This window comes from Corynebacterium aquatimens (genome assembly GCF_030408395.1).
Taxonomy (GTDB): Bacteria; Actinomycetota; Actinomycetes; order Mycobacteriales; family Mycobacteriaceae; genus Corynebacterium; species Corynebacterium aquatimens.
Window position 1 is genome coordinate 741,760 of sequence record NZ_CP046980.1, and the last position, 22,112, is coordinate 763,871.

Consider the following 22,112-nt stretch of genomic DNA (forward strand, 5'->3'; position numbering starts at 1 on the left):
AAAGAAAAGTATAGCTGGCGTGAATCACTTACCTAAATACTGCTCCGGTGAACTGAAAGTAGGGCATTGTCCAGCGGATTTGTAATGTGGTGCAGTAAGGGGTTAAAGTAACTTCTCGTCGCTTAGAGCGATATTCCCGCATAGCTCAGTTGGCAGAGCATTCGACTGTTAATCGAAGGGTCACTGGTTCGAGCCCAGTTGCGGGAGCAACACTTACCGCCTGCCCAGGATGACCAGTGCAGGCGGTTTTTGTATTGGGTCGACCCCCAGCCTCTCCCGGCCGTTCCCAGCCGCTGCCAGTCTCTCCCGGCCGTTCCCAGCCGCTGCCAGCCTCCTCTAGCCTCCTCTAGTCTGCTCCGATTGCGGTGCTCTCTACTCCAGGATCGCTCGGTGCCCTTCGCTGAGTGGCCGAACCACTCAAGGAAATCGCTTGGTCGTGACCTGCGAGTTTCCGTGTCAACCATCGCTGAGTGGCCGAACCACTCAAGGATTGGGGCGGACTGGTCACAGGAATTTGGACGCTGTAGATCCGTACGAAAATTCGGGTGCAAAACCGCAGGTCGTGATTTGGCATTTTCCGAACGGATCTACACCCCGCGCCGAAGCGCCGAAGCGCCGAAGCGCCGAAGCGCGGCAGGCGGTGAGGCGGCTAGGCGTGGCGCGGTGTGGTGCCGGTGATCGCGGAGGCGAGGAGAGCGGTGAAGAACGGCACGGTGTCGGGGTAGATGAACTCGTGGCGGGCGTGGGCGCCGCCGCCACCGGCGCCGAGGCCGCAGATGACGGGGGTGCCGATGGCGGAGATGAAGTTGGCGTCCGAGCCGCCGCCGACAGATACGCCTTCGAGCTCATGGCCGAGGTCTGCGGCGTGGCGTTGGAGGCGCTCGAATAGTTCCTTCGTGGCATCCGTGTAGACCATCGGCGGACGGTTCCAGTTGCGGTCGGCGGTCACCGTTACTCGCTGGTCGGACCAGGTGATGGCGTCAAAGCCATCGTCGAGACGCTGTGTTTCTTCAGGCACCCAGTGGCGGATGTCCAATGTGGCTTGGGCGCGGCCGGGGACAACGTTGGCGCCGCTGCCGCCGCTGACAAGGCCCACGTTGATAGTGGTGCCGGCATCGATGTCTTGGAGTTCCACCGCTTTGAGGCACCACTCCATCAGTGCGATGATCGCGTTTGCGCCCTTTTCCGGCTCCAAGCCCGCGTGCGCTTCAATTCCGTTCGCGGTAACCACCACGTTGCCAATGCCTTTACGCGCGACTTTCACCTTGCCGTCGAGGCTCGCTTCCAGCACGAACGCCGCGTCCGCATCGCGTGCGGTGTCTTGGATGATGTGCTGGGACGAGGGGGAGCCGATCTCCTCATCACCGTTGAACACGTAGGTCACGGTCGGGTGCGGCAGGCCGGCGTCTTTGATCAGCTTTAGTGCCCAAATACCTTGCGTGAGCCCGATCTTCATGTCGTACAGACCCGGGCCGGACAGCCGTGGACGCGGATCATCATGAGCCGGCGGCGCCCACGCGGAGACGGTCCCTGCCGGCCACACGGTGTCATAGTGCCCCACGATCACCACGGTGCCCGGCAGCGTCCCCTCGTACGTCACAACCGCGATGTTACCTTGGTCCCCGCCGTCGTGCCGCACACTTGATGAAGGAGCACCCAATCGCTTCTCGACGAGCCCTAACAGCGCATCCAGGCACTTCTGCAGCGCCGGAAGATCGGACGTGTAGCTGTCAATCGCGACCAAACTCAGCGCGTCTTCGATGATCGCATCGAGGTGTTTTTCGACTGTTGGAACGGACACAACGGGTAGCTCGGTACTCATGGTTCCATCTTGCCTGAAACCATGCATCCTGTCGGATGCCTATGGTTTGCTTCCTTTGGTCGGGTTTGGTCAGGTTCGGTCGGGTTTAGCCGGGTTAGGGCACGTGAAACGCTGTATTCTTATCGGCATGACTACGCGCGCAGTCCCACGTTGTTCAATCTCCTTGCGGGCAGGTATGTCCGCAGCAGCTGCTCTCGCTCTCAGCCTTACCGGAACCGCTATTGCATCCGCAGGCGAGATAACCCCGGTATCGGGTGACACCCAAAGCTGTGTGATCACCTACACGGAGGCTGAAATCCCGGTGTTGGCGGCGGCAAGCTGGAGCGTGGATGCTTTTGGAATTGCAAGTCAGTTTGATGGTGGCGATAACTGGCGAGATGGGCGCACAGCGTATCTTGCGAATAAAGAGACTCTTCGACAGGGAATCAGCAAGGGCCAGAACACAGTGACTTTGACGATGCACAAAACTCCATTGGAGCCGAGATATGAGGAGCACACTGTCGGGGATGTGTGGAAGAGTTTGTTTGACACCACGAGCTCTATAACCCCAGCGCGCTCGGGGCGTGAACCGTACGAGCTCATCGCTTTCCGTGAAAGCGCCGCTTCCTGGGTCGAGGCAACGATCGCGAACTGTGGGAAGCCGGCGCCGACGCAGCTGCCTACTGAGCCCGCGATTCTGAAGTCGGCGACCGCGCCGGGGCTGGCGCCGAAGGAAGCGATTGGAGTGGTGATGGGACTCCTGGTCGCGCTTGGGTTTGGTGCTGCGCTGGTCAATTTCGTTCCGATATTGCCTGCGTTGCAGACTGAGCTCGATCGGTTCTTAGGGATGTTGCCGCGCTAATGGGTACTACTGATCAATTGCAGGCTGCGCTAGACACGGCACTGGCGCGTGGGGCCTGGACGGATGAGGGTTTGGTTGTTGCTGGGGGGATCGTCGATACGCGAAGTGCGAATGGCTTTGAGTGGTCGACGGGTGACGTGAACGCGGTGTTTGAGCTGGCAAGCGTGACCAAGCTGCTGGCTGCGTACGCGTGCTTGATGGCGGTGGAAGAAGGCGTTTTTGAATTGGAGACGCCGTGTGGGCAGGAGGGCTCGACGGTACGGCACCTGCTGGCGCACACCTCGGGGGCTGGGTTTTTGACGCGGCAGCGGCAGAAGGCGCCGGGGGAGAGACGCATTTATTCGTCGGCGGGCTTTGAGATTTTAGGCGAGGCGCTCGAGCGTGAAACGGGGATGTCGTTTGGTGAATATGCCCGCGAAGGTGTGTTCAGGCCGCTGGGTATGGAGTCAACGGAGATCTACGGTTCGCCGGGGCACGAGGGACGATCCACCGTCGCGGACTTGGGCGTGTTTGCCCGGGAGATTCTGTCCCCGAAACTGCTGGACCCTTCTACTGTGCGGGAGGCGATGACACCGCAATTCCCGGATGTCCGCGGGGTGGTGCCTGGGTACGGAATGCAGAAACCGTGTCCGTGGGGCCTTGGGTTTGAGATCAAAGGTGAGAAATCACCGCACTGGATGGGCCAGGTCGCGCCACCGGAAACCGTGGGGCACTTTGGGATGTCAGGGACGTGGTTCTGGGCCGTGCCGGAGTGGGCTGATTCGCCGGCGGCGGGGTGGGCCATGGTCGTTCTGACAAACCGAATGTTTGGTGAGTGGGCCACCGAATTGTGGCCGGAAACCAACACGGAGGTTTTCCGCGCTCTTGGTGCCTAGCGTGGGGTGTTGTGCTCACCGGCTACGATATCGGCGTGTATTTCGAAGGTGTAGATGATTCGGTGGGCCGCATCATCGCGGCGCTGGACCTAATTGGGGTGTTCCTGAACGCCGTGATCGGTGGAACCGTCGCGCGGCGCATGAAGTTTGATGCGGTGGGGTTCATCGTGCTGGCGATCGTGTCCGCTATGGCCGGCGGCGTGATCAGGGATGCGATTATTGGCGCAACGCCCGTCAACGCGTTGCGTGACCCGTGGTACATCACCATCGCGCTGGTGGGCGCGCTCGTTGCTTTTCTTGCCAATTTCCGTGGTTACGGCTGGGAGCTGGTCCGCTTCCACGGGGACATGATCATCCTGGGCGTGTGGTCCACGACGGGTGCGGCCGCGGCGCTCGCCGCCGGGGTGAGCTACATCGGATGCGTGTTCATGGGGGTGCTCACGGCCACCGGCGGGATGGTGATCCGGGAAGTGCTTATCGGGCGCATCCCGAGGATTCTCAACGACCAGCAGATGTATGTAGTCCCAGCCATAGCGGGGGCGCTAACAGCGATTGCGATCAATGAGATCGGATACCCCACGGTCGCACTATTGGGCGCACCTTTGGTCGCGTTCACACTGGGCACGGTGGCCTATTGGGCGAAGTGGTACGTGCCAGCCAGTGGAGACTCCGCACCCGTGAACACGTGGTTGCGCGCGCCGTTCGGCTGGTTGGGGCGCACGTTTGAGCCGAGGAAGTTCCGCCAGTGGCGCCTGGCTAAGGAAGCGGCGATGCAGGCGGATCCGCGCGCAGACGCCGGTATGTTCCCCTCCAAGGGGGAGGTGCGCGACCAACTTCAAGGTCCCGCTGGAGCGGATGAACTAAGCGCGCAGCAGTGGTCCCAGGAGGAGTTCATCGCGGCGCTCTACCGCGTTTACGTGGATGAATCGGGCCGTGGTACCGCGGGTGGATGGGCGCGCCGCCCCGCGGCGGAAAGCTAAAGCCTCAACCTTTACTTGAGTAAATGGGGGAATAAACCTCAACTTGAGGGTTGCCAGAGTGGCAGGGGAGTCAGGACAATCGTGGCTACTGCTCGTGGTGCAAATGATCACTTACGGGCACAATGAGGCCGTTGGGGAAGACGAACCTCGTCTTAGCGCGTGACGCGTGCCAAGTGCATGCTAGCCGTGCGTCTGTGAAGAGCTCGCAGCGCCGGAACGCGTTTTCTCGGTTTACGCGAAGGACCCCTCATGACCACGATGATCTGTACACAGCCGTACAATGGCCCCGCCACGGACTCACTCACAGGCCCCTTCACGGGCGGGCCCAGCCGCGGTGCGCTCGCCTTCGGCGCGGGGTCTCACAGAGTCACTGACGCGCGCGCATCCAGCCCGCATGCTGTTCGCGGCGTCTTAACGATCGCACGCATGCCCACGGCCGCGCGGGCTGAGGTGGAATCCTTGATGGCCCAGATGCTGCCACCCGCAGACGTCGCCGAGTTGAGCACGCTTGACGACGATCTGTTGAGCGACACGGCCTGGTTCACCCGCTGGCGGCGGGATAGCTTCCATCCCGGCAGAGTGGAATGCCGCGAGGTGATCACCGCCCCGCCAGAAGACCTCGCTCGTTTTGAGCGGGCGGTAATGTTGCTTGCCCGCGATCGGGGTTTCACCGCGGATGTGTGCTGGTAGTGATGCGCTGACTACGTGGACGCAGCCGCCTCGTGCTCGTCCACATACGCTGCCATATCCCCGATCGTGGTCCAGGAGCGGAACAGTTCCTCATCCACGCGGAACCCGAAGAGCTCTTCGGCGCGCACCGCGAGCTCGATTCGGGTCAGTGAATCCACGCCCAGCGAGTCCAGTGTGGATGCGGACGTGACCTTTTCGGCATCGTCAACGGCACCGAGGGTAAGGAGTAACCCAGCGATACGCGCGACCGCGTCACCCTCCGGCGCGGCCACGGGGGAATCCGACGCCGAGGCCACGCCGGTGCTCGCTTCAGACCCTGATGCGTCGGAGCCGAAGTCAAGGTTCAATCCCGACAGATCAAGACCCTGGTTCAGGCCATTCGGTGGGTTCATGGCACCCATCCTAGAAGCTCGCGGTTGCGCGCCAGGCGGCTAGGTAAAGATCATGTCCTTGCGGATGTCCGAATGCGGGTTTCCCCACAGACGATATTCATAGATGTAGTCCTGTTTGAACACCCAGGGGTCCCGGTCGGCTTGCACCGGAAGACGATCGCGGGCGCGGACAAGGTAACCGCTCTCCATGTCAAGCAGCGGCTTGTCTGCCTTCAAATCGGTGGGGAACCGGGGTTCGTACTGGGAGTAGGAGTACTTCTCCATTTCCTTCCACAGGCGCACCATGTACCGCGAGACCAGATCCGCACGCAGAGTCCAGGACTGGTTCAGATACCCCACGGTGATGCTCAAATTGGGTACGCCATCGAACATCATTCCGCGGTAGGCGACGGCGTCCGCGGGATCCACCAGGTCATCATCAACGAAAATTTCTGCGCCGCCAAAAACCTGAATGTCCAGGCCCGTCGCGGTGATGATTACGTCGGCGGGGATAAACCTGCCGTCGATAAGCGCGATGCCCTCTTCCTTGACCGAGTCGATTTTCCCGGTGACTACCTTCGCGCCACCGTTCATTGCGGTGAAAAAGTCGCCGTCGGGGGATTTACAAACGCGCTGGTCCCAGGGGCCGTACGGTGGGTTGAAATGTTCCTTGATGGTGCTGGCCGGGATGTAGTAGCGCTGCAAACCCCAGAAATAAAGCTTGGCCAAAGGCGGAACAAGCTGGCACATCCGGTACTGAGCCATATCGCGGGTGATGTGCATGGCGCGTGCGGCTGAGCGGGCCTGGGCTGGCGGAAGTACCGCGTGCGTGAGCGCCGAGAAATTATCGCGGTTGAGCAGCGGGGCGACATACGTTGGGGTGCGCTGCAACATCGTGACGTCGGCGCCCATTTCGTGCAGCGCTGGAAGAAGCGTAATCGCCGTGGCGCCGGATCCGATGATGACAAAACGCTTGCCTTGAACGCCGTCCCCGTGCAGGTTTTCCGGCCAGTGCTGGGGGTGGATTACCTCCCCGGCAAAGTTGTCCAGCCCAGGAATCGAAGCCGTGAAGCCTTTGTGGTGTTTGTAATAGCCAGACGCGAAGTGGAGGCGCTTGGTCCACACAACATGTTCGGTGATCTCCGGGTCATCGCCGGCGTCAACGTGACCCTCGCTGAGAGGCTTTCCGTCCCCGCGGGTGAGCATCGTGACCTGCCAGAGGCCGCGGTCGCTATGGAAACGAGCCGACCTCACCCACGTCGATAAGCTCAAACGCTCAAAGACTCCCTCATCTTCGGCGACCTCCGCGACGTACTTTTGAATGTTTCCGCCGCTGCCGAGCGAGCCCTTGTGCGGCCAGCGTTCGAACGGGAGGGAGAACGTAGCCATGTCTGAATCCGAACGAATGCCGGGGTACGTGAACGTCACCCATGTTCCGCCGACATCCGAGTTTGAATCCACAATCCGCCACTCCCAATCAGGAAACGCGCGGTTGACGTGGTGCACAAGGTCGATTCCGCTCAAACCCGCGCCGACGATAAGAAGGTCCAAGGGGTGGTCGGTCGAAACGTCGAAGCTCATGGCTTCATTCTAATAGTTTTCTACAACTAAGAATTGGATTCTGGGAACGTAAAAAGGAGGGCCGCGTGGCTGCGACCCTCCTTAGTGCTCTGGCTGTGGAGCTACTCGACGGAGTTCTCCGGGCCTTCATCCGAATCGTTGAGCACCGCACCGAGGGAGGTGGGGTCATCGATCTTGAGATCAGCAGCTGCCTCAGCGGCAACGTCAATGCCGATCTTGCCTTCATCAGCAAGCGCGATCAGCGCGGCGACGGCCATGGACTCGCCGTCGATGTTGAAGAAACGGCGAGCGGCGCCACGAGTGTCGGAGAAGCCGAAGCCATCCGCACCGAGAACCTTGTACGTGCCCGGGACGTAGGGGCGGATCTGCTCCTGGAGATCAGTGGTGAAGTCCGAGGTAGCGATGTACGGGCCGGAAGTTTCCTTCAGCTTGGTGGTAACAAACGGCTCCGCAACGTCCTCGCCCGGGTGGCGCAGGCGCTCAAGGTTGAGGCGAGCGCCCTCGCGGGCGAGCTCGGTCCAGCCGGGGACGGAGTAGATCGCGGCACCGATGCCGTAGTCCTCTTGCAGGATCTGCTGCGCCTTGAGCGCAGCCTGCATACCAATACCGGAGGCGAGTAGGGAGACATTGAGCTCGTTCTCCTCACCGCGGTCGTAGAGGTAGATACCCTTGTGCAGGTCTTCCTCGTTGAAGGTCTCCGGACGTGCCGGCTGGTGCGTCGGCTCGTTGTAGACGGTGATGTAGTACATCACGTTCTCGCCACCATCCGGGCCGTACATGCGGTCAATACCGCGGTTGATCAGGTACGGCAGCTCGTAGGCGAACGACGGGTCGTAGGTGACCACCGACGGGTTCGTCGACGCGAGCACAGGGGAGTGGCCGTCCATGTGCTGCAGGCCTTCGCCCATGAGCGTGGTGCGACCAGCGGTGGCGCCCACGATGAAACCGCGGCCCATCTGGTCAGCGGCTGCCCAGAAGTTGTCACCGGTGCGCTGGAAACCGAACATCGAGTAGAAGATGTACATCGGGATCATCGGCTCACCGTGGGTGGCGTAGGACGTTGCCGCGGCGATGAAGCTACCGGTCGAGCCATCTTCGTTGATGCCCTCGTGGAGGATCTGGCCATCCACGGCCTCGCGGTACGACAGCTGCAGGTCGTGGTCCACCGGCACGTAGTTCTGGCCGTGCGGGTTGTAGATCTTCAACGTCGGGAACCAGGAGTCCAGACCAAAGGTGCGTGCCTCATCCGGGATGATCGGAACAACGCGCTTGCCAATTTCCTTGTCGCGCATTAGCGACTTGAACGTACGCACCAGCGCCATGGTGGTAGCAACCTTGAGGTCGCCGGAGTCCTTGAAGACAGCCCTGTAGGTCTTCTCCAAGTCCGGAACGCTAAGCGGCGTGTAGTTCTCGCGGCGCTCCGGCAGGTACCCGCCGAGGGCTTCGCGGCGCTCCTTCATGTACTTGATTTCCGGCGCGTCCTCGCCCGGGTGGTAGTACGGCGGCAGGTACGGGTCCTTCTCCAGTTCCTCATCCGTGATCGGGATTTCCTGGCGGTCACGGAACTGCTTCAGGTCCTCCAGGGTGAGGTTCTTCATCTGGTGGGTAGCGTTGCGGCCTTCAAACGTGTGGCCCAGACCGTAGCCCTTAATCGTGTGGGCCAGGATGACCGTCGGCTTACCGGTGGTTTCCAGCGCCTTCTGGTAGGCGGCGTAGATCTTGCGGTAGTCGTGGCCACCGCGGCGCAGCTTCCAGATCTCTTCATCCGTCATGTCCTCGACCAACTTGGCGGTACGCGGATCGCGGCCGAAGAAGTGCTCACGGACGTAAGCGCCGTCGTTAGCCTTGAACGTCTGGTAGTCACCGTCCTTGGTGTTGTTCATGATGTCCACCAGGGCGCCCTCGGTGTCCTTCTCCAGCAGCGCATCCCATTCGCGGCCCCAGACGACCTTGATTACTTCCCAGCCAGCGCCGGTGAAGAATGCTTCCAGTTCCTGGATGATCTGGCCATTACCGCGCACCGGCCCGTCGAGACGCTGCAGGTTGCAGTTGATCACGAACGTGAGGTTGTCCAGGCCGTACAGCGCCGCCATCTGCAGCAGACCACGGGACTCCGGCTCATCCATCTCACCGTCACCCAGGAATGCCCAGACGTGCTGGTTCGACGTTTCCTTGATGCCGCGGTCCTCCAGGTACTTGTTGAAGCGCGCCTGGTAGATGGCGTTCATGGGGCCCAGGCCCATAGAAACCGTGGGGAATTCCCAGAACTTCGGCATGTCGTGCGGGTGCGGGTAGGACGGCAGACCACCCTGCGGGCGGGAGTGCTGTTGGCGGAAGCCATCCAGGTCATCCTCGCTCAGGCGACCCTCAAGGAACGCGCGGGCGTACACCCCCGGGGAAGCGTGACCCTGAACGAAGATCTGGTCGCCACCGTGCAGAGCGTCCTTGCCGTGGAAGAAGTGGTTGAAACCGACCTCGTAGAGCGCCGCCGCCGACGCGTAGGTAGAAATGTGGCCACCCGTCTTGATGCCGGGGCGCTGCGCACGGTGCACCATGATGGCTGCGTTCCATCGCATCCAACGACGGTAGCGCTTCTCCATCGCTTCATCGCCCGGGAACTCTGGCTCCATCTGCGTTGGAATCGTGTTCACAAAATCCGTCGACGTCAGCGATGGAAGCGGAACGCGGCGTGCCGACGCGCGCTCAAGCAAGCGCAGGATCAGATAGCGTGCGCGGTCCGAGTTGGAGTTATCCAGCAGCCCATCGAGGGACTCCATCCACTCGTTGGTCTCCTCCGGGTCCGAGTCGTGCATGTAGTAGGCGACACCGTCGCGGATCACCGGCATGTTGGAATCCGATCCAGCCCCAGGGGTGGTTACACCTGGCACGTTGAGATCGGGGTTTACCTCGTCAGACACTTCGCTTTCCTCCGTTGTGTATCTGTGTTTCGTAGTGGTGTCAGGGCCAGAGAGAACTCTGGCCAACACGTCACGGCCCAGCGTACGTAAAAGTCCACCTAAAAGTTGAGTATTTAAGTGGAGAAACCATAAGAAACTGGCTGTATTCTGTGCGATAAGGCTTTCTTGGATGCCTCACGTGCATCGGAACTAACAAGAATCCATCCAAGGGTCCATCTAAATCCACGCAGAAACCAAACAGAAAGGGACATAGTGAGCGCCGCTGGTGCCGAAAACTACGCAAAGAAGCTAGGGATTAACGCCGACGAAATAGTCGCAGAAATCGGCTGGGACGATGATTGTGATTCGGCTATCTCTGAAGCAATTGAGGACACCATCGGCGACGCCCTGATTGATGAAGACACCGATGAGCTGTGCGATGCAGTCCTGTTGTGGTTCCGCACTGAAGACGGCGACTTGGTTGATGCGCTGGTCGATGCAACCCGCAACTTGTCCGATGACGGCAAGATCTGGTTGCTCACTCCCGGCGCCAGCAAACCCGGCGCGGTTCACCCCGGCGATATCTCAGAGTCTGCGCAACTCGCTGGCCTCATCCAGACCAAGGCTGAGCGCCTCGGCGATTGGCAAGGTTCGTGCCTGACCAGCTCCGGCGCCAAAAAGTAGATACCGGAACAACGGAATGACTAATAAGGCTGCAGTCTCCCGAAGTGGGGGACCGCAGCCTTCTTATTTGTGCGCCATGACGGGCTCGAACCGCCGACCTACTGGGTGTAAACCAGTTGCTCTTCCAGCTGAGCTAACGGCGCGCGTGGGTGAAAGATTAACACGTTGCCCCACTGTCTCACAAAAGGGCAGGCCGTTTACGTATTTGCAAAGCCGTAACGGTTCGAAGGAATCTGGCTGGTATAACTTAAGGCACGTGACACGGGGTGCCCTGTCGCTCACTTCAGTAAATACGGCGTGAGTGGTTGGGGCTGAGATAAGACCCGTCGAACCTGATCCAGTTTGTACTGGCGGAGGGAATGTCGCGGTGCGTATCCGTCATGGCCTGGTCAAGGCCGATTTTTCCGGATGTGTCCCGGCATCTTCCGTCTTGAACAGAAAGACGAAGGATATGAACCGAGAATCAAACCCAGTGAAGAAGATGTGTGCGCTGGTCATGACCCTGTTCATGGCGGCGGGACTCGCTGCGTGTGCCGGCGGGGATGACGCAGCTTCCGGCGATGGCGCGACAAAGATCCGCTTTGCGCTTGACTGGACGCCGAACACAAACCACACTGGCCTGTACGTGGCTAAGAACAAGGGCTATTTCGAAGAAGCTGGCCTGGACGTTGAAATCCTGCCGTACAACGACTCCAACCCGGACCTCATGGTGGATTCCGGCCAGGCTGATTTTGGCATCAGCTTCCAGGACGCGGCCACGATTTCCATGGCCGCTGGGGCAAACATCAAGTCGGTTCTCGCCGTGGAGCAGACCTGGGCGACGGTGGTCAGCGTTCTGGCTGAGCGTGATGACATCAACACCCCGAAGGATCTGGACGGCAAGAAGTTCGGCAGCTTCGGTCTCCCGTCGGATGAGGCTGTCATGCGTGGCGTCATCCAGGCCGCCGGCGGTAAAGGTGAGTTTGAAAACATCACGTTGAATACCGCTGCATATGAAGCGCTGTACTCCGGTGACGTTGACTTCACCGTTCCCTACGTTGCGTGGGAAGGTATCGAGGCCGAGGACCGCGGCGTGAAGCTGAAGAACTTTACCTACACCGACTACGGTTTCCCGGACTGCTACCAAGTCATCGTCGTGGGCAATAATGACTGGCTCAAGGATCACCCAGAAGAAGCCAAGAAGTTCGTTCAAGCTCTGCAGCGCGGCTACGAAGACGCAGTGAAGGACCCCGATGGTTCCGCCGAGATTCTCCAGAAGGAAAACGCCGACCTTCTCACCGACCTGGACTTCCTCAAGCGCAGCCAGCGCATGTTGTCCAAGGACTTCATGCTCGACGACGAAGGCAAGTTCGGCCGCCAGAAAGAAGAGCGCTGGGCTGGGCTGGGTACGTTCCTCTACGACGCCGATCTGCTTGTCGACGACAAGAACAAGCAACTGACCAGCCCACCCAACTGGGCCGATTACTTCACCAACGAGTACCTCGCTGACTAGGGATCCCCGCGGGCCAATTCCGCGGGCGCTCCCCACGCCACAGCCATGCACCCGCGGGCCCTCCCGCGGGTTTTTCACGTCCACGAGATGGCCACTCCCAAGGCTGTTTATCCGCAGGCCTTCCCGGCCCGACCTCAACTAAGCTTTCGCATATGAGGGGTAAAGAAGGTGAGAGGGGAAACCGTCCTCCCAAATTCGGGAGCATTGACCGTTCTCGCCCAATGCAAACCAAAGACACCGCGCTGAGCCTTGCGAACCCTACAGGTGATCGAGAGAATTGTGTTCAGTCTTGTCACGCCTGGTTAATGAGGCTACGAGGATACAATGTGTCTGCTCTACCTGGCCTTTACGACCCGCCCGGAGTAGTAGGGTCTACAGCAGTCTTCAGCACCAAGTTGTGGCGAAATGATCGCGGGGAAATCCCACAATGGTCCGAGAAGAAGAATACTTCGGCTGAAAGTGTCCTAACGGATCTAGCGAAGACAAAAGTCGGGGACTATGGCTTGGTACGGTTTCGTGGATTCCCTTCCCATGTAATGGGCTGGCAGCACAGGGACCAAGGTGTCGTTTTGGTCGATCCGCAAATGGGCTGCGAATCGGACGAAGCCTTTAGATTCGGCTTGAACGGTAGCTTTCAGTGGGTAACCATGACAAACTTTAAGCCAACAGCTCGAATAACCACCTTGTTTCAGGAAGGAGGGAGTTATGACTAGCAGTCTTAAATCTGTACCGAACAAATTTAATTTCAAGGTCGTAACATTACGTCAAGCACGAGCAGCTGTGGAACGCTCCCTGGGATATGAAGGGGCGAAGTCGTTAGGATTCGACGGGCTTGACGGTGGTGACGTATTTCTAATCTTGCCTGACCCAGATAGAGACGGCGCTCACGGTTACGTTGTTGAAAAATCAACCGGGGACGTATATCGCGACATTGAGAGGCCAGACGTCATAAACAGAGTGTGGAGATCCTCGGAGCGCAAAATCGTGAGTTTCTGAATCAGAATCCCGCGGCCATCCTGTAAACGCTGACACCGAGGCGCCGGGTTATTACAGGCCTTGGCAAAACCGCAGGTCAAAAGCATGCACTGGCACTTATTGGATGACCAGGTGTCAGCGTCGTCAGGAATGGCGGCTAAGGCCGGTGTGCCAGGCGGGCAAAAACCTTCTTGTTCGCCGGGTGGAGGGACTTGAAGGTGGTGAACATGTCGTCGTAAAGCTCTTTGAGCTCGGTGTTCGGCTCGTAGCTGGCGATGACCTCCACCAGGGAGGCGGCTTCTTCGGTGCTGTTGACGGCGCCGAGGCCCGCCGCCGCGCACAAGGCCGCGCCCACCGCACCGACATCTTGTGGGTGCTCAACCACGTCGATCGGGCGTTGAAGAACGTCGGCGAGGATCTGGGAGGTGACAGGGGACAGGGCGCCGCCGCCGACGAAGCGGATGCGACTGCTGGTGCTCACCTTCTTGTCCTGGGTTTCCACGAACCAGCGCAAGTGGTAGCAAATGCCTTCAATCACGGCGCGGAGCATGTCGCGTTTACCGGTGGTCAGGGAGATGCCGATGAACATGCCGCGCGCGTTGGAATCCTCAAACGGGCAGCGGTTGCCGTGCAGCCAGGGGGTGAACAAGACCCCACCCGCGCCGGGGCGGGTTTCGCCGATGACCTGCGAGAGGTAATCGTACAGCTCAATACGGATGTCTTCGGGTGCTTCAGAAACGGCAGTGCGCTCGAGGTAGATGTTGATCTCATCCAGGGCTAAGTGGTCGCGCACCCACTCGAGGCATTTGCCCGCGGTTTCCAACTCGGCGAAGTAATTGTACCGGCCCGGGATGGCGCCGACGATGCCCGCGATCATGGCGGACACATCCACAACGGGTTTCTCAATCACAGTGGATGCCCAGCCGGATGTACCCACGTACAAGTGGGTATCGCCGACGGCCGTGGCGCCGGCGCCAACGCCAATGAGGGCAGAATCGCCGCCGCCCGAGAACACCGGGATGCCGGGGGCCACGCCCATTTCCGCGGCGGGACCTTCCAGAAGCGGACCGACCTGATCAGTCGATTTCACGATGTCCGGCATGTGGTCCGGGTCCACCTGCAGCATCTTCAACATTTCCGGGTGGAAGCGCGGCGAATCTGGATCCGCCTTGATGTCGTAGAGCAGCGTCGCAAAAGCAGAGTCTTCGCTCATGGTGGCCTGCCCCGTCATCCGGGCGATCAAAGCGTCTTTGACGTCGAGCCACTTGTGTCCGCGTCGAAAAGCATCTGCGTCATTGTCTTTCAGCCAGTGGTACTTCCACGCGGGGTCCTTCACGGACGCGGCGACGGCGCCGGTGTAGCGCAGGGACTTCAAGGCAATTGCCGCGTTGACCCCAGCGATGCGGGGAGCGCGCCCCGCGATGCGTTTCATCTGTGCACCCGCGCGCTGGTCCATGTAGCTCATGGAGCGGTGGACTGGCCGCATGTCTTCATCCACCATCACTACCGACTGCAGCTGGGAACAAAAACTGATGCCCGCGACGTGCTCAACGGCGTCAGCATTGCGCTTTTTCAACACTCGCGTGGTATCCACGAGCGCTTGCCACCAATCGTCTGGATCCTGTTCAACACCACCGTCTGGCAAGACGTGGAGCTCGTACCCCTGGGAAGCTGAATCCACTTTCACCACGGAATCAGAAACATCGAACAGACATGATTTCACACCGGTGGTACCAAAATCGTAGGCCAGGATGAACATGACGGAACTCCTTTTCAAAGCGACTGCCGCGATATATCGGAAAGCAAAAATAAAAGCCGCGCGCGGTGTACGGTGATGTGTGGAAGCTTGGAAATAAGCAGGTAATTAAGCGATTACCTTAGCCGATTCCCACATGGGAGAAAGCGAAATCATGGACTCAGTTACACCTGAAGCAAACGGAACCGTTCTTAACCGCCAGGGCGTCGCGCAGATCGTCGCGGAGCTGGACGCACTGATTGAAAAGCCGATTTATTCCGTCAGCCGTGAGGCGCTCGAGGAATATGAGACCGAGTTTTTTGAGAAGGGGTGCCCGAAGTCCAAGGCAATGATCGATGAGGCCATGGAGGTCATCCCCGGTGGCGTCCAGCACAACCTCGCCTTCAACCACCCCTTCCCGCTGGTCTTCACAAAGGCCGAGGGTGCGAAGCTCTACGACCTTGATGGCCACGAGTACTTGGACTTTCTGCAGGCTGGCGGCCCGACGGTGCTGGGTTCCAACCCGGAATCCGTGCGCAACAAGGTCATTGATCTTCTGAACACGTGCGGCCCGTCGACGGGTTTGTTCCACGAGTATGAGGAAAAGCTTGCTCGCCTCGTCTCCGAGCTTGTGCCCAGCGTGGACATGTTCCGCGCACTCGGCTCCGGTACGGAAGGCTGCATGGTTGCGATTCGCGTCGCTCGCTTGGCGACGGGCCACAAGCACGTGCTGAAGATGGGCGGCGCCTACCACGGTTGGTCTGATCAGCTGGCATACGGCCTGCGCGTCCCGGGCTCCAAGTTCACGCAGGCCAACGGCGTTCCGCTGAACGTGTTTGCCCAGACCGATGAATTCTTCCCGGGTGACCTGGATGACTTGGAGCGCAAGCTGAAGCGCAAGAAGCTCATCGGTGGCACCGCGGCGATCTTGCTGGAGCCGCTCGGCCCTGAGTCTGGCACCCGTCCGCTGTCCCGCGAGTTCCTCGAGGGCGCGGCTGAACTGGCCCGCAAGTACGGCGCCCTGCTGATTTTCGACGAGGTGGTCTCCGCCTTCCGCATTTCCCCGGGTGGCTGCCAGAAGCACTACGGCATCACCCCGGACCTCACCGTATTTGGCAAGGTCATCGCCGGTGGCTACCCGGGTGCCGGCGGTCTGGGCGGCAAGAAGGAATACATGCAGTACCTGGCTGCCGGTATTCAGTCCGGGTCCAAGGTCAAAAAGGCCCTGGTGGGCGGCACTATGGCGGCAACCCCGATCTCTTCGGTCGCGGGCTACTACACGCTGAAGGAGATTGCCGAGACCGGCGCGTGTGAGCACGCCAACAACATGGGTGACCTGCTCACCGACGGCCTGCGCGACCTGATCAAGCGCAAGAACCTCCCGTTCGTCGCGTTTAACCAGGGCTCCGTCTGCCACTTGGAGACCGTGGGCACGATGCACCACGCGATCGACTGGTCCAAGCCGTGGACGATTCCGTCCGTGATCAAGGAGACCTCCGTCCGTAAGGACGAAATGGAGCACATGGGTGCGGCCTACATGGCCGAGGGTTTGGTTACCCTCGCCGGTTCCCGCCTATACACCTCCGCGGCCTACACGCCGGAGCTGGTCGACGATGCCCTCGCTCGCTTCGAGCGCGTCTTTGACAAGGTGGTCCAGCTGTGACGACCGCTTATTCCGCTGCTTCAAGCAACGCCAGCGACAAGCGCTCGCGACTCGTTCGCTTAGGGCACGAGCTGCTTGACGACGGGTTGGTCGTGCGCACCTGGGGCAACTTCTCCCTGCGTAGCGACGGTGGGCATTTCCTAGTTACCCCATCGGGCCGCCGTTATGAGACCATGCGCGAGGCTGATATCGACGATGTTGATCCGGAAGGCAACTGGACCGGCCCGTACAAACCGTCGGGGGAGACCCCGATGCACAAGCTGACTTATGAAAGCTTCCCCGACGCCGGGTGCGTGGTGCATACCCACCAGCCGTACGCATCTGCCCTGACGTTTGAGTCCAGCCCGATTGAGCTCACCGCGGAGGAAGCCGCTGAGCTGGGCCAGGACGTCATCCCGGTGGCGCCGTACGCATTGCCGACCACGCCCATGCTGCACCGCAACGTGAAGAAGACCTACGGGAAGTTCCCGCTCCGCGTCACGCTTTTGAAAGCACACGGCGCTTTACTTTGGTCCGACAACGCGGAGGAGACCCGCCGCTTAGGCAACGCTTTGGAAAAGATCGCCGAGTCCCGCTACTGGGCAAAGCTGTCGCGCACCGAGCCCGAGGCACAGCCACTGGTTCACAGCGAGCGCGTCGGCCAAGGCGTGCGCTACTTCACCACCGACGGCCCCGTTCGTCCCGATGACCTCACCACCGGCGCCGGCAGCACTGACATCGAGCCGGACGCGGAGACCCGTGAGATCCACGAGATCATCTACGCCCGCCAGCCGGACGCCCGCGTGATCGTGAACACCCGTGACAGCGAAGTGGCCACCTTCTTTGCCGCCGAACTGCGCCCGTACCTGGACGACTTCGCCCAGCTCGTCGGCCAGAAAGCCGACGACAGCTGCACGTATGCAGCCACGCTGACCCGCAACAACGCGTTCTGCGCCGGCCGCGACCTCGACGAGGCCAACGCAGTGCGCCTCGTCCTGGAGAAGAACGCCCGCGCCGCGCGCTACGCCCGCTTCCACAAGGGCAAACCCATTAACAAGGTGGAGGCCGCCCTCATGCGGTTGATCTACATGAAGAGCTACTCCAAGCAGGCCGACGATTAAGCACTCCGCGGGCAATGCTTGATCGCTCAAGCCCAAGCCCAAGGATTGCCCGCCGCGCCCGCTGCCCGCGTGCCCGCTTGGGGTGTAGATCCGTACGGATTTGGGCGCGTAAAACCGCAGGTCGCGATCGGCCGATTTCCGTACGGATCTACCACGCACCTCGATGACGCGGGCTCGCGATTGCGCAAGAATTGGCGTCAGCGCTACATGCGCTCTTCGTACGCCGAGGGTTTCTGGGCCCAGGGATTGCGTCTCGACGAGCCGTAGCGAGCGCGCGCCGGTGCGGTTGGGCGACTCTCGCTGGCTGTTTCCGTAGACGCGGCGCTTGTGGTTCCATCAGTAGTCGTGTCCGGGGCTGATTCTGCGGCACGAGCGGGAGTGTCGTCGGCCGACGGCGGAGGGGAACCTGCGGAGGATGCCTTCGCGTTCTGGGCGGTGAGCGCTTCCATTTCGCGCTGTTCGGCGCGGGTGCGGCGGCGTTCGCGGATTTCGGCGTAGGCGAAGTAGAGTAATCCGGCTGGCGCCATGATGCCGAAGGCGATCCACTGCAAGCCATAGGACAGGTGGTTTCCGCGGTCCAGCATGGGGAGCGGGATCGCGGTGAGAACGCCGGGCTGGTCGGGGAGCAGCTGAATGTACGTCGGCGCGAGGTCCTGGTTGGTCAGTTCGGCGATCTGCTGGGTGTTGATCGACGACACCATTTGATACCCCTGATCCTTCAGCGGCTGGTTGGGCGAGGTCGCTTCGTCGACGCGGACTAGGCCCGTGATTGTCGCGGAATCGGCCGGAGGCGTGGTAATCGTGGGCACTTTCGTACCACCGGAATCAGCAGCGACCCACCCGCGGTTGACTAAGACCGTGGTGCCAGCCAGCGGGCCGCCTTCGATCACAAACGGGGTGAGTGATTGGAATGCGGGCGTGCCGTCAACGGAGCGCAGACGAAGCAGAACTTCGGCATCAGGGACGAAATGCCCACTGGCGGTCACGCGGGTCCATTCGGAATCAGGATCGATAGAACCATCAGCGCCCGCGATCGACGCGAAAGGCACTGGGTTGGTTTCAAAAGCCTTCTCAATGCGCTCGTTGCGCTCCTTGATGGCGTGGTCTTTGCCCAACTGCCAGGGAGAGAGGAACGTGAACGCAAAGTAGGAAAACGCGATGATCGCGATAGCCGCGATGATCCACCCGGGGGAGAGGAACTGCCGCCACGACGCCTTGCCCGTGGTCGTGGGCTGGGAGGATGCAGATCGTGACGGCTTCACGCCTACCTAGTCTAGTGCGCCTCGTGCCCAGTCAATAATGCCTGGGGCTGCAGCCTCAATCTGCTCGCGAGTGGTAACAAAACCCTCGGGGCCGCCGTAATAGGGGTCTTCAACTCCGGCGCCTTCCGGGGAAGAGGGGTCGAAGGAGCGCAAGAGGCGCACCTTATTTTCGTCTACGCCCTGGGCAACAAGTTCAGAGACATGGCGGTTATCCAGCGCCACGATCAGGTCTGCGTTGAACTGGTCGCCGCGGCCGAACTGCTGCGCGCGGTGCGAGGTCCCGTCGTAACCGTTATTCGCCAGCTCGTGCAGCGCGCGTTCGTCAGCGTGTTCACCCACGTGCCAGCCGCCAATGCCTGACGACGTCACCCGCACGCGGTCGGCCAGGCCGGCCTCGGCGATCTTGTCTTGCACGATCACCGCCGCCATGGGCGAGCGGCAAATGTTTCCGGTGCAGACGAAGTCAATGTGAAGATCAGCGTGGTGGGATTCGGTGTTCATGGGTTCTCCGGTCATTAATTCTTAAGGGGTGTGGGTGGTGATAAAGCCGTTAACTATTGCATCTAACTCGGGTACTGAGGCCGCGACGTAGTCGGCCTGGGCCCATTCTTCCTCAGTGCCATATCCCCACTTCACAAGGGCAGTCGGGATACCGAACTGGGCTGCGCCCTCAAGATCGTGGAGTCGGTCCCCGATCATCAAAGCTGTGCCGGTAGGGATGTCCACGTTGTCTAGGACATAGGCAATCACGTCTGCTTTTGTCCGGCGCGGTCCGTCTTCTTGCGCCGCACCAAGGAAATCGATGTAACCGAGGAGCCCTTCACGATCCAAGATCGCGCGGGCAAACTGCTCGCCCTTGGACGTGGCGGTGACCAACCGTAGACCCCGGTCTTTCCATCGCGGAAGAAGCTCACTCCACCCCTCGAAGGCGTGCGCATCCGCCCAGCCTTTGTCACGCGTGTAGTCCATGTACGCCTCGAACGCGCGGGCGCGGGTCTCATCGTCCATGCCCAACCGCGCGAGCGTGTGCTCCATAGGCGGGCCAGGGATTCGGGCGATGAATTCATCATCGGGGTGGTCCCAACCCACTGCATCCAGGGCATGGAGGAACGCTGCGCTGACGCCGGGCAAGGAGTCAATCAAGGTGCCGTCCACATCAAGCAGGAGGGTTAATGGTTGGCTACTGGTCACGCGGTCCAGCATGGCAGTGCACCACCGCTCTGACAACGGGTACCGGTCCGTGGTAGTGGTGTCGCGGGCGTGCTTAGACTGGAGACATGACTACGACAGTGGGAACAACGGTGGGCGATGTGATCGCCACTCTTGAGGCCGCGTACCCGCCGGAGCTAGCGGAGAGCTGGGATGCGGTCGGGTTGATTTGTGGTGATCCCGCCGCAGAGGCAAAGAGGGTGGCGTTTGCGCTTGACTGCACGCAGCAGGTCGCTGAGGATGCGGTTGCGCTTGGCGCTGATCTTCTGGTCGTGCATCACCCCTTGCTGTTGCGCGGTGTCACCTCCGTTGCCGCGAACACGCCCAAAGGCAAAGTCATTCACACCCTGGTCACCGGGGGATGCGCGCTGTTTGCCGCCCACACAAACGCCGACTCCGCGCGTCCAGGTGTGTCGGACAAACTCGCCGAACTCGTGGGTATTGTCCCGGGGCGCCCGATAAAGATCGTCGATAAGCATGCGCGTGACCTGTGGGGGGTCCACATCCCGCCGAACGATGTTGAGCGAGTCATGAGCTCGCTTTTTGCCGTGGGGGCGGGGCAGATTGGCAACTACACCGAGTGCGCGTTTAGCTGGGAGGGGCGCGGCGGGTTCACACCGCAGCAGGGCGCTGACCCGACGGACGGGAAGGTCGGGGAACACTACTCGGCCGCCGAAACCCGTGTGCAGTTTGTGGCGCCGTCGCGGCTGCGGTCCAGGCTCGTAACCGCCCTGCGTGAGGCGCATCCGTACGAGGAACCGGCTTTTGACATTACGGCGATGGAATCTGACGTTAACCCGGAGACCGCGACGGGGCTGGGGCGCGTTGGTGAATTGCCCGAAGCGATGACTTTGCGCGAATTCACCCAGCAGGTGGCTGATGCGTTGCCCGCAACCGCGTGGGGCGTGAGGGCTGCTGGTGATCCAGATCGCATGGTGAAAAAAGTAGCGGTGTCCTCGGGGTCCGGTGACAGCTTTTTGGGTGACGCGGCCAAGCTAGGAGTTGACGTGTACGTGACGTCTGATCTGCGGCACCACCCAGTAGATGAGCACCTGCGTGCTGGCGGGCCGGCAGTGATTGACACAGCCCACTGGGCCAGCGAATTCCCCTGGACCACGCAGGCAGAAGGTATTGTCAGTAACTCGCATGAATCCGTGGATACCCACATCATCACGCGCCGGACTGATCCCTGGACGATCTCCGCGCACCCCGCACAGACCGACTAAGAAACAAGGAGCGAACAAAATCATGGAACTAGCACCAGACAAGCAGAAGCTGCTCCTTCAACTCGCTGAGGCGGAGCGCAGCAATGCGCACCCCGGCAAGGTGTCGCCGGAGCAAGAGGCACTGGACAAGCTTCTGGCGGAACGCCCGCGCATGGCGAACGCTGCCGCAGCCGCGCAAATGGCGGTCGACGACCTCGCAGCAGAGATCCTTCGTATCCAGGAAGACGAGCGGAAGCTGAAAAAGCGCGACATTGATAACAAGCGCCAGCTGTCCGCAGAAACCGACCCGGACAAACGCAAGGACCTCGAGCATGACCGCTACGCGGCCAAGTCCCGCATCGCGGACCTGCTCTACGAGCTCAAAGAAGCCCATGGGGAGGTCAAGGCCCTGCGCGGAAACCGTGACGTGTATGGCGCCAAGCTCGACGAGCTTGACCGCAAGATCGACGCAGCCCGCCGCGCGGTAGAGGCCTTGCCGGAAGAAACCTCCGTTGATATTGACGCGCTGCGCGCGGAGATCCCGTCGTCCGTTCTTGGCCAGTACGCCATGGTCGGCGCCGCGTCCTTCAACGGTCGCACCTGTGGCGCGTGCTTTGTCCAGCTCGCGCCGGGCGAGCGCGCTGAGATCATGGATGCGCCCGCTGAGGAGCTACCTACCTGTACTAATTGCGGCGCCCTGTTGGTGCGCACGACCCCGGGCGCGTAGCTG

General features: G+C 60.7%; 18 protein-coding genes, 2 tRNA genes and 1 riboswitch. Of the genes, 11 read left to right on the forward strand and 9 right to left on the reverse strand.

Going from position 1 to position 22,112, the window contains the following annotated elements:
* The first annotated feature begins 134 nt into the window (after positions 1-134).
* Positions 135-207: transfer RNA gene (locus tag CAQUA_RS03425), tRNA-Asn, on the forward strand.
* A 442-nt stretch (positions 208-649) separates the two neighbouring features.
* Here the strand turns inward: CAQUA_RS03425 and CAQUA_RS03430 are convergent.
* On the reverse strand, positions 650-1,822 hold the full coding sequence (locus tag CAQUA_RS03430; protein WP_196824511.1) for a M20/M25/M40 family metallo-hydrolase: 1,173 nt from the start codon (positions 1,820-1,822) through the stop codon (positions 650-652).
* Between the two features lie 127 nt (positions 1,823-1,949).
* Between CAQUA_RS03430 and CAQUA_RS03435 the strand changes: the two genes are divergently transcribed.
* The 4 genes from CAQUA_RS03435 to CAQUA_RS03450 all read left to right on the forward strand — a co-directional run bounded on the left by CAQUA_RS03435 (position 1,950) and on the right by CAQUA_RS03450 (position 5,208).
* Positions 1,950-2,663, forward strand: a complete 714-nt coding sequence (locus tag CAQUA_RS03435; RefSeq protein WP_196824510.1) for a hypothetical protein — start codon at positions 1,950-1,952, stop codon at positions 2,661-2,663.
* Positions 2,663-3,538 carry a serine hydrolase domain-containing protein gene (locus CAQUA_RS03440; RefSeq protein ID WP_196824509.1) on the forward strand — a complete coding sequence of 292 codons (876 nt, stop codon included), beginning with the start codon at positions 2,663-2,665 and terminating at the stop codon, positions 3,536-3,538. The genes CAQUA_RS03435 and CAQUA_RS03440 overlap by 1 nt, the downstream gene beginning before the upstream one ends.
* 11 nt (positions 3,539-3,549) lie before the next feature.
* On the forward strand, positions 3,550-4,518 hold the full coding sequence (locus CAQUA_RS03445; RefSeq protein WP_196824508.1) for a trimeric intracellular cation channel family protein: 969 nt from the start codon (positions 3,550-3,552) through the stop codon (positions 4,516-4,518).
* 249 nt (positions 4,519-4,767) lie between these two features.
* Positions 4,768-5,208, forward strand: coding sequence for a hypothetical protein (locus tag CAQUA_RS03450; protein ID WP_196824507.1), 441 nt, complete (start codon positions 4,768-4,770; stop codon positions 5,206-5,208).
* A gap of 11 nt (positions 5,209-5,219) precedes the next feature.
* On the opposite strand, the gene CAQUA_RS03455 is transcribed toward CAQUA_RS03450, so the two are convergent.
* From CAQUA_RS03455 to aceE, 3 genes are all read right to left on the reverse strand, one after another.
* Complete coding sequence (locus CAQUA_RS03455; RefSeq protein WP_196824506.1) at positions 5,220-5,600, reverse strand: acyl carrier protein; 381 nt, start codon at positions 5,598-5,600, stop codon at positions 5,220-5,222.
* A gap of 39 nt (positions 5,601-5,639) precedes the next feature.
* Positions 5,640-7,160 carry a flavin-containing monooxygenase gene (locus CAQUA_RS03460; protein WP_196824505.1) on the reverse strand — a complete coding sequence of 507 codons (1,521 nt, stop codon included), beginning with the start codon at positions 7,158-7,160 and terminating at the stop codon, positions 5,640-5,642.
* 101 nt (positions 7,161-7,261) lie between these two features.
* The gene (gene aceE / locus CAQUA_RS03465; protein WP_196825620.1) at positions 7,262-10,006 is read right to left on the reverse strand and encodes a pyruvate dehydrogenase (acetyl-transferring), homodimeric type; all 2,745 of its coding nucleotides are present in this window, start codon (positions 10,004-10,006) and stop codon (positions 7,262-7,264) included.
* A gap of 324 nt (positions 10,007-10,330) precedes the next feature.
* On the opposite strand from aceE, the gene CAQUA_RS03470 reads away from it, so the two are divergent.
* Entirely contained in the window at positions 10,331-10,741 is a 411-nt protein-coding gene (locus CAQUA_RS03470) for a DUF3052 domain-containing protein (RefSeq protein WP_196824504.1), read from the forward strand.
* Positions 10,742-10,811: 70 nt separating this feature from the next.
* Here the strand turns inward: CAQUA_RS03470 and CAQUA_RS03475 are convergent.
* Positions 10,812-10,884: transfer RNA gene (locus tag CAQUA_RS03475), tRNA-Val, on the reverse strand.
* A 109-nt stretch (positions 10,885-10,993) separates the two neighbouring features.
* A riboswitch (TPP riboswitch) is annotated at positions 10,994-11,118 on the forward strand.
* Positions 11,119-11,192: 74 nt separating this feature from the next.
* Here CAQUA_RS03475 and CAQUA_RS03480 point away from each other — a divergent pair.
* On the forward strand, positions 11,193-12,233 hold the full coding sequence (locus CAQUA_RS03480) for an ABC transporter substrate-binding protein (protein WP_196824503.1): 1,041 nt from the start codon (positions 11,193-11,195) through the stop codon (positions 12,231-12,233).
* A 1,132-nt stretch (positions 12,234-13,365) separates the two neighbouring features.
* Here the strand turns inward: CAQUA_RS03480 and CAQUA_RS03485 are convergent.
* On the reverse strand, positions 13,366-14,967 hold the full coding sequence (locus CAQUA_RS03485) for a xylulokinase (RefSeq protein ID WP_196824502.1): 1,602 nt from the start codon (positions 14,965-14,967) through the stop codon (positions 13,366-13,368).
* Between the two features lie 151 nt (positions 14,968-15,118).
* Between CAQUA_RS03485 and CAQUA_RS03490 the strand changes: the two genes are divergently transcribed.
* A complete protein-coding gene (locus CAQUA_RS03490; RefSeq protein WP_196824501.1) occupies positions 15,119-16,606 on the forward strand; it encodes an aspartate aminotransferase family protein in 1,488 nt (495 codons plus the stop codon).
* Positions 16,603-17,706 carry a class II aldolase/adducin family protein gene (locus CAQUA_RS03495; RefSeq protein ID WP_196824500.1) on the forward strand — a complete coding sequence of 368 codons (1,104 nt, stop codon included), beginning with the start codon at positions 16,603-16,605 and terminating at the stop codon, positions 17,704-17,706. Before CAQUA_RS03490 ends, CAQUA_RS03495 begins: the two co-directional genes overlap by 4 nt.
* A gap of 203 nt (positions 17,707-17,909) precedes the next feature.
* On the opposite strand, the gene CAQUA_RS03500 is transcribed toward CAQUA_RS03495, so the two are convergent.
* From CAQUA_RS03500 to CAQUA_RS03510, 3 genes are read right to left on the reverse strand one after another with little or no spacing between them, the layout of a single operon-like run.
* Complete coding sequence (locus CAQUA_RS03500) at positions 17,910-18,968, reverse strand: SURF1 family cytochrome oxidase biogenesis protein (RefSeq protein ID WP_196824499.1); 1,059 nt, start codon at positions 18,966-18,968, stop codon at positions 17,910-17,912.
* Between the two features lie 6 nt (positions 18,969-18,974).
* Positions 18,975-19,484: a low molecular weight protein-tyrosine-phosphatase gene (locus CAQUA_RS03505; protein ID WP_196824498.1), complete on the reverse strand. Its 510-nt coding sequence runs from the start codon at positions 19,482-19,484 to the stop codon at positions 18,975-18,977.
* Positions 19,485-19,490: 6 nt separating this feature from the next.
* Positions 19,491-20,171, reverse strand: a complete 681-nt coding sequence (locus CAQUA_RS03510) for an HAD hydrolase-like protein (RefSeq protein WP_196824497.1) — start codon at positions 20,169-20,171, stop codon at positions 19,491-19,493.
* Between the two features lie 74 nt (positions 20,172-20,245).
* Here CAQUA_RS03510 and CAQUA_RS03515 point away from each other — a divergent pair, with 74 nt between their 5' ends.
* Together CAQUA_RS03515 and CAQUA_RS03520 are read left to right on the forward strand one after the other, a co-directional pair.
* Entirely contained in the window at positions 20,246-21,403 is a 1,158-nt protein-coding gene (locus tag CAQUA_RS03515) for a Nif3-like dinuclear metal center hexameric protein (RefSeq protein ID WP_196824496.1), read from the forward strand.
* A gap of 22 nt (positions 21,404-21,425) precedes the next feature.
* Positions 21,426-22,109, forward strand: coding sequence for a zinc ribbon domain-containing protein (locus CAQUA_RS03520; protein WP_196824495.1), 684 nt, complete (start codon positions 21,426-21,428; stop codon positions 22,107-22,109).
* Positions 22,110-22,112: the final 3 nt, after the last annotated feature.